Annotated in this window: 10 protein-coding genes; 8 read left to right on the top strand and 2 right to left on the bottom strand. The window is 43.0% G+C overall.

The genetic code is table 11. The annotated features are described in order from the left end of the window. Positions 1-38 precede the first annotated feature (38 nt). From B0E43_RS30290 to B0E43_RS30270, 5 genes are all read left to right on the top strand, one after another. On the top strand, positions 39-998 hold the full coding sequence (locus tag B0E43_RS30290) for a hypothetical protein (protein WP_077349718.1): 960 nt from the start codon (positions 39-41) through the stop codon (positions 996-998). Positions 999-2,451: 1,453 nt separating this feature from the next. Then, complete coding sequence (locus B0E43_RS30285) at positions 2,452-2,922, top strand: nucleoid-structuring protein H-NS (protein WP_077349714.1); 471 nt, start codon at positions 2,452-2,454, stop codon at positions 2,920-2,922. Positions 2,923-2,948: 26 nt separating this feature from the next. After that, the gene (locus B0E43_RS30280) at positions 2,949-3,524 is read left to right on the top strand and encodes a hypothetical protein (protein ID WP_077349712.1); all 576 of its coding nucleotides are present in this window, start codon (positions 2,949-2,951) and stop codon (positions 3,522-3,524) included. Next, positions 3,521-4,360: a hypothetical protein gene (locus B0E43_RS30275; RefSeq protein WP_077349710.1), complete on the top strand. Its 840-nt coding sequence runs from the start codon at positions 3,521-3,523 to the stop codon at positions 4,358-4,360. Before B0E43_RS30280 ends, B0E43_RS30275 begins: the two co-directional genes overlap by 4 nt. After that, positions 4,347-6,797 carry a leucine-rich repeat domain-containing protein gene (locus tag B0E43_RS30270; RefSeq protein WP_077349708.1) on the top strand — a complete coding sequence of 817 codons (2,451 nt, stop codon included), beginning with the start codon at positions 4,347-4,349 and terminating at the stop codon, positions 6,795-6,797. Before B0E43_RS30275 ends, B0E43_RS30270 begins: the two co-directional genes overlap by 14 nt. 1,108 nt (positions 6,798-7,905) lie before the next feature. On the opposite strand, the gene B0E43_RS30265 is transcribed toward B0E43_RS30270, so the two are convergent. Then, positions 7,906-8,487, bottom strand: a complete 582-nt coding sequence (locus tag B0E43_RS30265; RefSeq protein ID WP_139352747.1) for a hypothetical protein — start codon at positions 8,485-8,487, stop codon at positions 7,906-7,908. A 340-nt stretch (positions 8,488-8,827) separates the two neighbouring features. On the opposite strand from B0E43_RS30265, the gene B0E43_RS30260 reads away from it, so the two are divergent. From B0E43_RS30260 to B0E43_RS30250, 3 genes are read left to right on the top strand one after another with little or no spacing between them, the layout of a single operon-like run. After that, positions 8,828-10,291 carry a hypothetical protein gene (locus B0E43_RS30260; protein WP_077349704.1) on the top strand — a complete coding sequence of 488 codons (1,464 nt, stop codon included), beginning with the start codon at positions 8,828-8,830 and terminating at the stop codon, positions 10,289-10,291. Continuing rightward, positions 10,282-11,784, top strand: a complete 1,503-nt coding sequence (locus B0E43_RS30255) for a hypothetical protein (protein ID WP_077349702.1) — start codon at positions 10,282-10,284, stop codon at positions 11,782-11,784. Before B0E43_RS30260 ends, B0E43_RS30255 begins: the two co-directional genes overlap by 10 nt. Further along, positions 11,781-12,950, top strand: coding sequence for a hypothetical protein (locus B0E43_RS30250; RefSeq protein WP_139352746.1), 1,170 nt, complete (start codon positions 11,781-11,783; stop codon positions 12,948-12,950). Before B0E43_RS30255 ends, B0E43_RS30250 begins: the two co-directional genes overlap by 4 nt. On the opposite strand, the gene B0E43_RS30245 is transcribed toward B0E43_RS30250, so the two are convergent. Then, a complete protein-coding gene (locus tag B0E43_RS30245) occupies positions 12,911-14,398 on the bottom strand; it encodes a hypothetical protein (protein WP_139352745.1) in 1,488 nt (495 codons plus the stop codon). The two genes, B0E43_RS30250 and B0E43_RS30245, sit on opposite strands and share 40 nt — an antisense overlap. Between the last annotated feature and the right edge of the window lie 341 nt (positions 14,399-14,739).

The raw sequence follows: 14,739 nt of genomic DNA, 5'->3' as shown, positions 1-14,739 counted from the left end.
AAGCGAATAATCATAAATAGTAAAAAGTAAATCGACCGATGCAAGCGAACATTGAAATACTGAATATCCCCAATTTTTATTCTTCTTACTATTTGTTGGGCTTTTATAGGACTCACAAACTTGTCTATAAGCCAGAGTTGAAATTTGAAAAATTCAATAACAGGGGATTTATAGTTTTCCGATACGGTGGCAAAATCGGTGTAATTGATAACCATGATCCGGTAGGTGTCAATCAGGAACTCTACGATTATGCGGATTTGTACTTTGCGACAAACAAACTGCTTGACCAGAATTCTTACAACCAAAAGAAAGTCCGCCCGCTTTTCCCGCATTATCCTGTGAATATTATTCCCTTGTATTTGAGGTTATTTGGGTTTGATCTGATTCGAAAACTTACTCCCAAGGACCTGGCTAGGGAGATTTATGTGATGAGATCACGGCCTGTTTATACCAATGAGGGGGATAGGTATCAACATGGGAATTATGTTTTCTTCTCTGGAAGTACTTGGAAAAAAGAACCTTGGGCCAATCAGATCAGGGCTGAGTTTATCCGTGCCTGCAAACAACATCCGGGAATCGAGTTTGAAGGGGGATTTATTCCGAGATCCGATGGAAATAATTTTGGCTATGACGAAGAGCTCAATAAGGTAAAATACCCGCCCAAGAAATTTTCTGAATTGAGCGCCAAATCCCTGGTTTCCCTCAACAATCCTGCTGTCCTTGGGGCTGTAAGTTGGAGACTGGCTGAATATTGGAACTTCAGTGCATTTGTTCTCTCTTTTCCTTTTGCAATTGATCTTCCGGTTCTGCCGGAGGACAAAGAACAAATTCATTTTATTAGCGATTCTATTGAGTATACAACCGTTTTGAATAAAGCCTTGGAAAACCCTGATTACCATAAAAAAGTATCACTTGGTGGAAAAGCTTATTTCGACCAATTCTGTACTCCGGAAGCACAGGCAAAGTATGTCATAGAACTCCTGTCAAAGGAAGTTTGACAGGAAGGTTATAGCTTTTGCTTTTGGCCAATGCCTTTGATAATGGGCTTCCGAGAAATTGGGAGCCTTTTTTGTTTGAATAGGAATGTGGCTTTAGCCCATTCCTCCAAGAATTCCCCTTCATCACCGGGGCTTTAGCCCAAGGTTGAAAAATGACTCCGGAAAGCTATAGAATCTGGCTAATTCCATTTTTTCATGGCCTATATCTATTATCCAACCATTTGAATAGGAATGTGGCTTTAGCCCATTCCTTCAAAAATCCCCCTTAATCACCGGGGCTTTAGCCCAAGGTTGAAAAATGACTCCGGAAAGCTATAGAATCTGGCTAATTCCATTTTTTCATGTCCTACACCCATTATCCAATCAATTGAATTGGAATGTGGCTTTAACCCATTCCTACCGAGTTTAGAATTCATCCAATTGAATTGGAATGTGGCTTTAGCCCATTCCTTCAAAAATCCCCCTAAATCACCGGGGCTTTAGCCCAAGGTTGAAAAATGACTTCGGAAAGCTATAGGATCTGGCTAATTCCATTTTTTTCATGTCCTACACCCATTATCCAATCAATTGAATTGGAATGTGGCTTTAACCCATTCCTACCGAGTTTAGAATTCATCCAATTGAATTGGAATGTGGCTTTAGCCCATTCCTTCAAAAATCCCCCTAAATCACCGGGGCTTTAGCCCAAGGTTGAAAAATGACTCCGGAAACCAATAGGATCTGGCTAATTCCATTTTTTCATGTCCTGCACCCATTATCCAACCATTTGAATAGGAATGTGGCTTTAACCCATTCCTACCGAGTTTAGAATTCATCCAATTGAATTGGAATGTGGCTTTAGCCCATTCCTTCAAAAATCCCCCTAAATCACCCGGGCTTTAGCCCAAGATGGAAGAGGATCTGGCTATATCCCACACCGCAATTGCATGAATCTTTTTTCATACCCCCGATTGCAATCAGGGCAAATAGCTTCCGAACACAGAATATAATATTTGACCACTCTGCAGGTTCGTAGCTTGAAAGAAAAAAAGCCCCCGGAAACCGAGAGCCTTTTATTTGATTTAAAACTTAACACTTTCCAAAGATGAGGTATTTAAAACATCCAAAAAATACCCTATATAGGGTATTTTTTGGATGTTTTACTGGCTTAGTTGTGTTTTTGGAGCCATTTTATTTGAGAATTTCTTAAGTAAATGCAAACCCACAGGATATTTTTCAATTTCAAATTCTTGTAACAATTCCGTGTTTCAGTGTTTTTCCAGTTCTTTTTTTCGCTGGGATTACTTTTTAACCTTCACAATTAAAGAATTTTAACCTTTACATAAAATAACGGCACCGTTTAGGAACAAGGTTTGTCCTAAAGTGGGTAGTTTTTATTTACTTTGCACGCAAATTAATCGCCTCAATTCGGCAATCAGTAGTTACACTCTTAAAAACCTAATTTATTTAAAAGATGAAACAGTCCTTGTTCGCTTTTTCTCTCAGAAAAACCCTGTTCCTGGCACTTTTCGCCATGTTGGCAATGGGTGCCTGTAAAAGCAAAAAGAAAGCAGTACAACCTGCACCAACCCCTGCTCCACAGGAACAGGTAGTTCAACAAGCTCCTCCACAAGCTCCAGCCAGATCAGCTGAAGAAGTGGCTGCAGAAAAGCTTGAGAATTACTTCAACGCTGTCGCAGCCGCAGGTAATGCAAATTCAGCAAACCAGTCTATCCAGGAAACTCTTGGAATGTTCTCCAACCAGGAAACTCCGGTTTTGATCGTAATCCATGAGGAAAACGGAATCAAAGATTACGATGAGCCGACCACCATCAAGAAATACCTGGATTACCTGAAAGACACCAAGAAAAATCTCAACTACATCTCTGATATCAGAATGGATGCCAATGGCAAAGTGTCTGAATTGGAACTGAGAAGAAAGTAATTATCACCTCGCAAATCTTAATTCACATGAACAATAAATTTATTCTCTTCTTGGGATTGTTCCTTTCTGCTTCTGTAGCAGTAATGGCTCAGGATAATATCAGCCCTGCTCGCAAGCAGGCCATCGATTCCCTTGCTTTGGAAAAAGTAAAGGATCTTTCTAAATATGTTTCCATCATCGGCAGCAAAGAGACACAATTCTCCGAAGCTAACCGCGTTATGGATAGAGCTGAAGAGCTTTTCGCTCCGGGTGCTGAAATGGGAGTTTCCTCTATCAACACTCAGGAAATCGCTTACTACAAAGTAAGAAGATACTTTGAGCGTCTGATGGCCCTTAACTATGACCGTGTAAACATCACCTGGTACGATATCCAGTACATCTCTGATCTGGAAAGACAGCCTGATGGCCGATATGTGGGTGTGATTACTGTCTATCAGCGTTTTGAAGGTACATCCATCGAAACTGGCATGAACTATAAAGACACTACCAAAAAAGACATTACCATCTACGTGGAGAAAAAGCAAACTCAAATTGCCGGTCGTACGATCGAATTTTGGGACGTCATGCTAGGTGATGTAAGAGTGACTGAAACCTCAGCATGAGAAAAACCTTTCTGATTATTGCGTTTTTTTCCGCAATCATCTTCAATGTTCCGGGGCAGGGCTTAGGCGGCCCCGGAACTATTAAGGATGACGGCAGATTTGCAGCTTCAACCAAGCAACTCAACCAATTTTTTAGAAGATTCAATGGGGAAGAGTCCGTAGACGGAACAGTCCGCTTTTATCCCGAAGATTCGCTTTACAGAAATATTCCCCTTCGAAAAGGATTTTTGAATATCCTCTTCGACAATCAGACTTCTTCAGTTTCCCCAGACCTGAAAAATCAGTTTATCCAGACAACCTTATCGGAAGTTTACCCTCATTACCTCAATTTCCACAGAGAAGGCTGGTATGCGGAGGTGGAAACAGATTTCATTTTCAAAGGAAAAAGAGAAAAAGTAACCCTGATCATGAAAATTCAGGCTGAAGGACTCGGATATGAGTGGGTGATTGACAAGGTCATTTTCGAACCTTTTAAAACCCTCTTCAACAAGCCGGTTGGGGATCAAAAAGATTTTCTCCATCCCCTGAGCCACGAACTGGGTTTTATGAATCTCAGAAGAGCATTTCAGGATTCCAACCAGCCCGAATCTTTTACTGCCAATTCCTACAAACCGGATTATCTGGCAATCTTCTTGTATGAAATGAAGCAAAACAACCTTCGGTTTGAAACAGTCACAGGTTTGAAATTCCATTTCTTCCAAATCCAGGGCTGGTACTTCGAAGTCAATCAATTCAACCGCCCCGGATTCAACACAGGTTGGCTGATCGCTAATTTGGTCAGACTGGCTCCCGGAGACAAAGAGACAATTCTCAAGTACATTTATGATCAGGAGTAACTATTTACTGCTAACAGGCTTTTTTTTTCTTCTTAACCTTTCTCTTTCTGCCCAGACCATCAAGGGCTATTCCAAAGAACAGGTTCAGGAGTTTTCCGCAAAAGTAGAGGACCAGGTGAGATTTCTCGAATACTTGCTCAATACCGTGGGCAACGCCGAAACTTCCCCAAGAGATAAAGATGTCATCATTCGCGAAAGCTACCTGAAGATCTTCCGTGATGCCGAAGTCCAGGTCGAAGATGACCTTTTACTGGACCGTAAAGTCGTCACCAACAAGGATGTGACCGCATACCTCAAAGACATTGAATTCTTCTATAAAAACGTCGAATTCAAATTTAAAATCAGGGAAGTAAAGCCAGCCCAAAAAGAAAACGGGGAAGTCTTTTTCCTCGCTTCCCTAGACAGAACCATCAATGCTACCTCCATTTCAGGTGAGAAAATCACCAATACCAAACCTAGGTTTGTGGAAATCAACTTGGAGGAAAAATCCCAGGAACTGAAAATAGTCAGTGTCTATACGACTAAGGTCAGCCGGGATGAGGAACTTACCGCTTGGTGGGGAACGATGGATGGCCCCTGGAAATCCTATTTCAGAAACAGATTTGCACTGATAGAATCAGATTCGGCAGACTTGGACTGGCTCTATCGCTTTGTCAGTATCGACTCTCTTAATATTTCCGGCAACAGGGCCATCACCTCCCTTGGACCACTATCCGAACTCAGGGATCTTAAAGTCATTGATATTTCCAATACGGCCATTACAGATTTAGCACCTATTTCCAATGTTACTTTTTTAGAAAGCCTAAACCTGTCCAATACCCCGACCGTAGATATCCAGGTTATCAAATATTCAGACCGACTCAAGCACCTGGATATTTCCAATACTGGAATAGAGGATATTTCCCAATTGCTTAACCTCAAAAGCCTGGTTTCATTGAAAGCCGAAAAAACTCCGATTATGAGTTTTGCGGTGCTAAACGAATTCAAAAGTCTGATTAAACTCGATCTCCCTGAATCGGGATTCAATAACCTTGAAAATATCAAGGACCTCAATAAGCTTGAAAATTTGAGCCTTAGCGGTAATTACATGATCAACTTTACCGCCCTTTCCGGATTGATTTCCCTCAAGTCTCTGGATTTGTCCCAATCCAACCTTCAGGATCTCACCCCAATTTCTTCTTTGGCCAATTTGGAAACTTTGGATATTTCAGGAAGCCAGGTGGCAGATATTTCCCCTTTGGAATCCCTTCCAAACCTGAAAAAAGTTGATGCGGATCAAACCAAACTCTCTGCATTGGCCGCTGACTCTTTTGTGAGACGAAAGCCTACTGTCCTCCTCATTCACCACGTAAAAGACCTGGAAAGCTGGTGGTCCGGACTTTCCTCTGAATGGAAAGAAGCACTGAAAAAAAATAACCCCGCGATCACTACTGACAATCCGGGAATTGAAACCTTGACCCAGACGGTCACGCTCACCGAACTCAATCTCGATCAAGCCCAAATCAACAACCTGATCCCTATCACACGTTTTGTAAATCTTGCTGTTTTGGATTTCTCAAATAACCCAATCGAAGATCTTCTTCCTTTGAGCGAAGTGAAAACCCTGGTGAAGTTGACAGGTAAAAATACTCAGGTGGCCGACCTTGCCATACTGAAGGAAAATGAACTGTTGGAATTCATCGATGTAGAATCCAGCCCAGTCAAAAGTGTCAAAGAGGTGGCTACTTTGCCCAACCTGACTTACCTCAATGTCAACGGAGCCGATTTGATGACCGAAGAAGTCCCGGAAATAGTAATTCAAAAACCGGAAATCAATATTGTCTATAGAACCGAGGACCTCAATTCCTGGTGGGAAGAACTGGACTCCGAGTGGAAAGACCTATTCCGAAAACAATACTCCCTCAGTGAAAGCCCGGATACCGAAGCGCTCCATTCACTGACAGCTAGATCTGAATTGAAGTTTGATGGGGTAAGCATCCAGGATCTGAAGCCACTTACCGTGTTTATGAACCTGCGGACTTTGGAAGTGTTTGATGCCCCGATTTCTTCTGTTTCACCTCTTGGCGGAATGAGTTTGCTGACCAAACTCAAACTCTCCCAGGTGCCTGTAACCGACTTCCTGCCGCTCTCAGGACTTACTTTGCTGGAGGAACTTGACCTTTCCAATACCGGGATTGAGGCTTTGACCCCAATCAGTAATTTGATTCATTTGAAAAAACTGAATATTTCAGGTACAAACCTCAAGGCCCTCAAAGGTCTGGAACCACTCCTTGCACTCGAGGAACTCGATGTGGCAAGTACAAATCTCAGAAGCCTGAAACCCCTGGAAGGTTTGTCTAACCTCAAGAAACTGTCTTGCTTTAATACCAATCTAACGAGTAGGGCAGTAGACTCCTTCAAATCTTCCCATCCTGACTGTGAAGTAAGATTCTACTAAGACCAGTTTGACCCAAGTTGTGACCTTGCCTCAATCGTAAATACTTGGCAAAATCAAATAGGAAATTGATTTGGAGTTAAAAGGCCTTATAGAAACTGGTTTCAATAAGGCCTTTTCATTTCAGTCCTCGTCTAATCAAGAATCCGCTCACCACAGGACCAAACGACAACCAACCTCCTAACTTCAAATCTTCAATCTTTCAATCTTTCAATTTTTCAATCTTTCAATTCAAAAACCGGACACCCCGACAACACCGCTGGACACCGCCAATTTTTAAACTCTTCACTTTAAACTTTAAACTTCCAACCCCGCCAACACCGCTGGACTCCGCCAATTTTTAAACTCTTCACTTTAAACTTTAAACTTCCAACCCCGACAACACCGCTGGACTCCGCCAATTTTTAAACTCTTCACTTTAAACTTTAAACTTCCAACCCCGACAACCTTTGAGTAAAAAAAAGAAGTGTTATTCGGATTCCCGGATAACACTTCCCTTAACCAGAGGAATTTCCCCTGCCCAGATTTGCTCAGCTTCTCAAAAAATCTCAGGACACCTCCTGATTCGCTTAAAAAAAATACTCATCCCGCTTCAACTTGCGGAATTTTAAAGGGGTCCAAAAATGCTAAAAAAAGTCCCTTTGTTATTTTCTAGGAAAAATAATGAGAAAAGTTGCTTAATCACCCTTACCAAAATTACAAACCAGCCTATTCTTATATATACCCAGTACTGGGTATTTTTTGTTTTTCTATCCTAGAAGTTTTCCACAAAATGGTATTCTTTCATCATTGATTTTAATTTAAATAATAATCTGAATACTTCCGACAACCAAACAACCGGACAACCCGTCTTCCGTCCTTGGTCTTCCGTCTTCCCGCAACCCGACAACCCGACAACCCTTAACCCCTAACGTTTAACGCTTAACCCTTAACATCTCAAATCCATCACTTATACTGAGCCAGTCGAAGTATCCCAAATCCCATATCCGAAATCCGAAATCCGAAATAGCAAATCTCAAATCCGGACAACCCCGTCAACCCGTCTTCCGTCCTCGGTCTTCCGTCTTCCAGCCCCGATAACTGGACAACAGGACAACCTGACAACCGACTGTCACCCTGAGCGGAGTCGAAGGGCGACAACTGGACAACCCGTTAACCCGTCTTCTGTCCTCGGTCTTCCGTCTTCCAGCAACCCGACAACCCTTAACATCTCAAATCCATTACTTATACTGAGCCAGTCGAGGTATCCCAAATCCCATATCCGAAATCCGAAATCCGAAATAGCAAATCTCAAATCCAAACAACCCAACAATCGGACAACTGGACAACCCCGACAACCCGTCTTCCATCCTCGGTCTTCCGTCTTCCGTCTTCCGTCTTCCAGCCCCGATAACTGGACAACCCAACAACCGACTGTTACCCTGAGCGGAGTCGAAGGGCGACAACTGGACAACCCCGTCAACCCGTCTTCTGTCCTCGGTCTTCCGTCTTCCGTCTTCCAGCCCCGATAACTGGACAACCCCGACAACCCGTCTTCTGTCCTCGGTCTTCCGTCTTCCAGCAACCCGACAACCCTTAACATCTCAAATCCATCACTTATACTGAGCCAGTCGAAGTATCCCAAATCCCATATCCGAAATCCGAAATAGCAAATCTCAAATCCAAACAACCCAACAATCGGACAACTGGACAACCCAACATCCGACTGTCACCCTGAGCGGAGTCGAAGGGCGACAACTGGACAACACCGACAACCCGTCTTCTGTCCTCGGTCTTCCGTCTTCCGTCTTCCAGCCCCGATAACTGGACAACTCGACAACCGGATAACCGGATAACGCGCAGCAGACAACCCCGGTTGGTGAGCCGGTCGAACCACGACAACGGGACAACCTTTAACGATTAACAATTAACCCTTAACATCCAGCATCCCTCTTCTAGCATTCCCAATTCTTAATTCTCAATTCCTAATTTTCCATTTCTTATTTTCGGGTATGGTTAAAGTTTTGGCTAGCGCCACCTTAATATGCGTTTTAATGGTTCTTTTGGGGATCAACAGGGGATTTGATATTACTGACGAGGGCCTCTATGTTTTGCTTGCGGACCCTTTCCAACAAAACGTTGCCGGAATCTTCAATTATGACCTGTTCTTTAAATCCTTTTACCAACTTACCAATTACACGTTTTCCCTTGTCGAACTCCGATTCCTCCGGCTGATTTCATACCTGGCCGGGGCTTGGGCCCTGATGGGATTCTGGAAAAATGTAACTGGAGAAACAAAACCAAACCCCACGGTATTTTGGATTTCCTGCCTGGGAATTTTTGCAGGATATGGGTTTCTTCCTCCAACCATTTCTTATAATTCTATTACGGTAGTCTTGATCTGCTTTTGGTTGATGCTGGTCTCCAAACCTGAATTGACTTTTAAACATCTTGCTTTCCTCGGACTCCTTTTGGCCATTTTGGTTTATGCCAAAATTACCCTTGCCATTCTATTCTTCCCACTGACTTTTTCGATGTTGCTGGGCTTTCATAAGGTCCGAATTCCTATTTCTTTTTTCATTCTGCTCCCCATAATCCTATTTGAAACCATATTTTTTATCCTTTTCAAAGAAAGTGCCCTAACTCGGCTTGCCGAGGGAATTCCCCTGAATTCCCAAAGGTCCAGTTACCAATTAAAACAGATGCTTATCAGTATTGCCGTTGGAGGATTTTGGATAACAGTGCCGGGAACCCTGTTTTTTGGACTTGGGTACCTGAATAGAATAAAAAGTAAGTTTTTTCTATTGCTGCTTCCACTTCCCCTTTTGGTGATTTACTGGATTACTTCTTACACTCATATTACTCCCGAATGGAACCATCTGTTTCTGTTTTCTTCTGCAGCAATGTTTGGATTTTGCCTGGGATGGAAAGGGATAGCGCAGTCTTTTCCCCAATTCTGGGCAGTAGCATTGGTTTTTATGCCATTTGTCCTTCACTTTGGCAGCAATGTCTATTGGCTTAGGATCGGGATTCATTATTGGGTTTTTTGGTTATTGGCTTTCATCCTGGCTTGGGATGGATTGAATAGGAAACCAGCTGTTTTGATTTCAGTCTTTTCTGTTCTCTTGGTCTTTAACGGGATTTGGTGGCAACCTTTCGGACAGGATCAACCGCTCTGGGCTCAAAAGACCCACTGGAATGTTGGAGAAAAAGGAAATTTGTTTCTGGATCCCCAACTGGCTATTATTTCCCAAAAACTCCAGGAATCACTCTCGGAACCCGCACAAAAATCGGTTTTGGCGGCCTACCGGGTTCCAGGATTGATGTGGCTGGCCGGTAGGCAGATCCCCTTTTCTCCCGGCATTTGGGACAAACCCCAGCTAAAAGCCTTATTTGAAACCAAACCCCAAAAAATGATCTTCCACAATCTGGAATCACTTCCCCAAAACTGGTCATTTGTTCACCAAAAGGAAATGGGAGTGTTTCAGGGCGATACTCTTCGTTTATTATGGGATTGAAATCCAATGACCGCTTTCTGCTTTTTTGGTCCCTCCTAGGAGCGGTGGGTATGCTCACCATCTGGCATCTTCCCTGGAGGTTTCAGGTCAATGACGATGAGATCATGATGTGGCTCGTTTCGGGTGCTTACACCGGGAAGCCGGAGTCTTTTGCCGTATTTCTCCATCCGGTCTTGAGTTGGGGCTTTGCAAAACTCTACACGGTTGCTCCGGCTGTGAAATGGTATCCGGCTTGCTGGTTTTTGACGATGTTTTTGGGGTATCTGGGATATGAGCGCCTAATCTGGTCAAGAGCCATTGAGAATATGCAGGCACAGGTTTGGTCCTTATTTGCTCTTTGTATTCTCGTTCATTTCTTGTTTTTTCTTCAATTCTCGGCCGTTTCCGCTTTCGCTATTTCCGCCGGTTTGGCTAACCGGTTTGGAAGGGATTCGTCGGAAACTTTACAAGTCTTTAGATTCTACTTCACCGATCTTCTGTTGCTCATCGGATTTCTGATCAGACCGGAAATACTTTTTTTGTCTTTAGCGGCCTACTTGGTTTTGAGTCTGTTGGTGGTCAGGAATTCAGGAGCAATCAAGCGGCTTGTCATTCCTGCTTTGATCCTCGTCTTGGGTTATGGGGTTTCAAAATGGTATACCGAAAAGTACGATCTGGGAGAATTTCAACGAATCAATACCCTGCGTTCCCAAGTTTTTGATCATCCGATGTTACAGTTGTACAAGGATGAGTTTAAGAATGCTGACCCTGATCTTTACCATTTTGCCAATGGCCTGATGGATTTTGGAAGGGAAAGAGACCTCGTTGGCAAATTGGAGGTCTGGAAAAGTAATCTTGACGCTAGGAGAACTGAGAAATTCAGCGCAGAATTCCTGATCCATTCCCTTACATTTTATCTGTACCACGGGAGGTTTTTTGCCCTGCTGATGGCTGCCTTTCTCCTTTTTGCATTCGCTGCCAATCGGAAAAGGGGACTTCTGGCTTTGGTCTTGTTGATACTGGGCTTGCTGTTCCTGGCGCCGTTTTATTTAATTAAGGTTCAGATTTATGTACTTGTTTTTTTGGTCTATTTTTCTTTTTCGCTCATTCATTCGGATATGGAACTGAGGATCAAAGTTCCTCTAGTTACTGTATTTGTTTTTCTTTCAGGGCTACTTATGTATCATCTAAGCTCCTTTATGCAGAGTTTTCAAAACGTGATGCCCGGTGATCCTATTCGGAAAGAGCTGCGATCTCTTTATGAGAGGGGAACAAGGCCAGTTTATTTAATTGAACCGGGAAATGTGACCGGTAACCTTTATTTTGATAGACCATTGAATTTCAAAAAATTGGGATGGCCTACACTACTTGATGACCGGACCCCGGACTGGGAGAATCCCCTGGGAGCCTACTTGGTTGATTCAGCAACCTACTCTGGAAACCGGGAATATTTTGAATCGTTCGCCCAAAGACCTTCAATAGAAGGTTGGGTACTTCTAGTTCCAAAGAGATGAGCATTTTATCGAGACAGGCCAAGGCCTTATTACCTCATTTGCTCGTTGCGGGACTCTACCTTGTCACTCTTTTGCACTTGATCACCACTTATGGTGCGCTCGATATCAAGGATCACAATCAGTTGCTCCGCGAATACCTCGCCGCGGGATCTTTCCCAATTCCACCGGGATATTATTTCCTGATATTTTTAGTGGATTTGGTGGTTCGGGTCAAATATACCTTTGTCGCCAGTTCCGCTATTGTTCTGACGGTTTTTCAATGGTGGAAATTCAAATTGGTTTATTCGTCGATTGAGCGTCAAGGTTTTGGCTTAGAACCCCGATTCCTGTTCCCTATGGCATTTTCCTTCTTATTCCTGAGTCCCATCTATCTGCCGATGATCGACGGCGAGTTTTGGTATCTGGGAAAATTCACCCAAACCATCTGGCACAACTCTACCCTGATCTGCGTCTTTCCCTTTTGCATTCTTTTGGTATGGAAGACCTTTGACTGGTTCAGATCTGGCAAATTGAAAGATTTGGGGGGCATGTTTCTGCTTGGCTTTGTAATTGTTCTCATCAAACCCAGCTTCTTATTCTGCTACATTCCCGCATTGCCGATTTTCATTTTTATCCGGGATCGTGGGTTTTCCAAAGAGTTGTTTCAGGCAATTGGACTCGTCTTGGTTCTGTTTGTGGCATTGCTGGTGGAGAAGCATTTGATTTTCACATGGGACCCAGTGCTGGATAGTCTTTATACCCCCCAGGAAAAATCCCAAGTCGTCATCAATCCGCTAAGAGTATGGCTGAAATTTTCGCACGAACCCGTCTTTGACTTCCTCTCCAGCTTTCCTTTAATCATTGCCTTTTTGATCCTCTGGCGAAAAAGAGCATTTGAATCTACATTGTTTGCATTTTCTCTGTTGCTTCTCTTTTTTGCTTTGGTCGTCTACCTGCTCTTGGCAGAAACCGGCTTTAGAGAGTTTCACGGCAACTTCTATTGGCAAATTCCCATAGCGCTTTTTCTCTGCCACCTGGCTATCGTTCACACCGTACTCGGCCAATTTTTGAATGGAGAAAAAAAAATGCAGGCTAAATATTATGCTATCCTCTCAATTTACCTGATCCAAGTGGCACTGGGTATTTGTTATTGGCTCAGGATCTTCACTGGTTTCACCTTGAGTTGATTCGATTCTTCACATAGTACATGCGAAGGGGTTTGCATCTTCATGCTATAGTACTGTAAGATATACCGGATCGGTTCACTTTCGTTTGTCAGGATCGGAAGCGTTGTGACCGAATAATTTTTGAGCAAGACTGAGTCCATGGATACCAATGGAGAATCAAAGGTCTTGATCTCTTCTACCGTCTGAGCAGGAACATCCCGGACGTCTGGTTTGATCCGATAGTGTATAAGCGTCAGCTGAAGCGGAATCACCAGAAGAAAAGAAAGGAGGTTAACTGAAATAAGCACGGTGGTGGACACTCTTGACTCGGTTGAAGAAATCATCACCAGATTCAGAAAAAGCGTCATCGGAGTGTACATCCGGAGATCCACCCAGCTGTAATTCTTATAGAGAATCACATTGAATATTATCAGCGTCACGAGTATGACAATTCCAAATTGCGCCACCTTGTACTGTCGATACAGGAAGATCGAAAACAGTAGAGATCCCGCTATCCAAACCTTCTGAACCGTATAAAAATACCCCTCGGTATAGGTAAATGCGAAATAGGTATTTCGCTTGATATTATAGATAACGCCATCCATTCCCGCCCAAAACCCTTTTTTCTCTACCACTTCTCCCAAAGCCGAAAAGGTGTTGGGCACTTGCTCATGAAGAAAATGCTGATACAAAAACGGTAACACCAGACCAAGAAAGAGGTAGATCGACTTCCCAAAGCCTTTGATCGGACCCGGAATCACCATCAATCCGAAAAATGCAAAAAACCAGGTACTCCGGATCGAACCTAAGATCAAAATGTACACAACCAGGATCAGGAAATCTCTTCGGCTGATGCTGAGAAGATAGCGCTGAAAGAGCAGATATAACCCAATCGCACCGGCGATTTGAATCAGTTCCGGCAGATAGGTAATGGAGTAGAATAGCGTGATTGGACTTCCAATGACCAAAAGACATTGGAAATATTTGGTTTGCCGTGTCGTTTCCTTATTCCATACCAGAACCAACAGTGCCATGATCAATATCCCCCCGTTGACGATCGGAATTGTCAATCTTCCCCAACCCAAAACCTTGGCAATGGAGCCATAAATGAGCGGGTAGGCGGGGCCGTGGGCGTCTGCTCCAAAAACCCGTGCTCCATTTCCACTGTAAGTAAAAGAAGCCTTCAGGCTATTGGTGAGATAAAATACCTCTGAGTTTTTGTAGTAAAAATACTCGTCACCGTAATAGGGAGAATAATCAGATCCCAAATAAGATAAGAAGTAAACATAGACTGCGAGCACCCCTGCTAATAGAATTAACAAGCCATAGGCCTTACCCAATTTTCCGATCCTCATCTCAAAGCTGCTGATATCTGCATAAACGCCCCTTTTTTTTCGGATTGCCTTCGGCAAAATTGGGATTAATTGGATGACTTCCAATTTTCCGGCATGCGACATCCCTTTTTCCAACCCTTGCAAAATTCCCCAAACCACTTAAATTTGCTTACCGAGTAATTTTTTTACTCAACCAATAAGCCCATCTCCGGGACTGACCGGGCGAAGCTTTAGAATTTAAAATTTAAAATGGATAATTTATGTATCCACATCTTTCACCTAGCCAAAGAATTTAAAAGTTTGATGTCCCTTACCCGTTAAACGTTACCCTTTAAACTTTAAATTTCCCCTTTAAACTTTCCCTTTTAAACTTTAAACTTTCCCTTTTAAACTTTAAACTTTCCCTTTTAAACTTTAAACTTTCCCTTTTAAACTTTAAACTTTCCCTTTTAAACTTTAAACTTTCCCTTTTAAAC

Source organism: Algoriphagus sp. A40 (assembly GCF_002002735.1).
Classification (GTDB): Bacteria; Bacteroidota; Bacteroidia; order Cytophagales; family Cyclobacteriaceae; genus Algoriphagus.
The sequence above is the reverse complement of the archived record's forward strand: the minus strand, read 5'-3'. Positions and strand labels throughout refer to the sequence as shown.

What these genes read in the sequence shown, in the direction of transcription:
- B0E43_RS30290 (WP_077349718.1), top strand. Translation starts at nt 39, where the DNA reads ATGCAAGCGAACATTGAAATACTGAATATCCCCAATTTTTATTCTTCT.
- B0E43_RS30285 (WP_077349714.1), top strand. Translation starts at nt 2,452, where the DNA reads ATGAAACAGTCCTTGTTCGCTTTTTCTCTCAGAAAAACCCTGTTCCTG.
- B0E43_RS30280 (WP_077349712.1), top strand. Translation starts at nt 2,949, where the DNA reads ATGAACAATAAATTTATTCTCTTCTTGGGATTGTTCCTTTCTGCTTCT.
- B0E43_RS30275 (WP_077349710.1), top strand. Translation starts at nt 3,521, where the DNA reads ATGAGAAAAACCTTTCTGATTATTGCGTTTTTTTCCGCAATCATCTTC.
- B0E43_RS30270 (WP_077349708.1), top strand. Translation starts at nt 4,347, where the DNA reads ATGATCAGGAGTAACTATTTACTGCTAACAGGCTTTTTTTTTCTTCTT.
- B0E43_RS30260 (WP_077349704.1), top strand. Translation starts at nt 8,828, where the DNA reads ATGGTTCTTTTGGGGATCAACAGGGGATTTGATATTACTGACGAGGGC.
- B0E43_RS30255 (WP_077349702.1), top strand. Translation starts at nt 10,282, where the DNA reads ATGGGATTGAAATCCAATGACCGCTTTCTGCTTTTTTGGTCCCTCCTA.
- B0E43_RS30250 (WP_139352746.1), top strand. Translation starts at nt 11,781, where the DNA reads ATGAGCATTTTATCGAGACAGGCCAAGGCCTTATTACCTCATTTGCTC.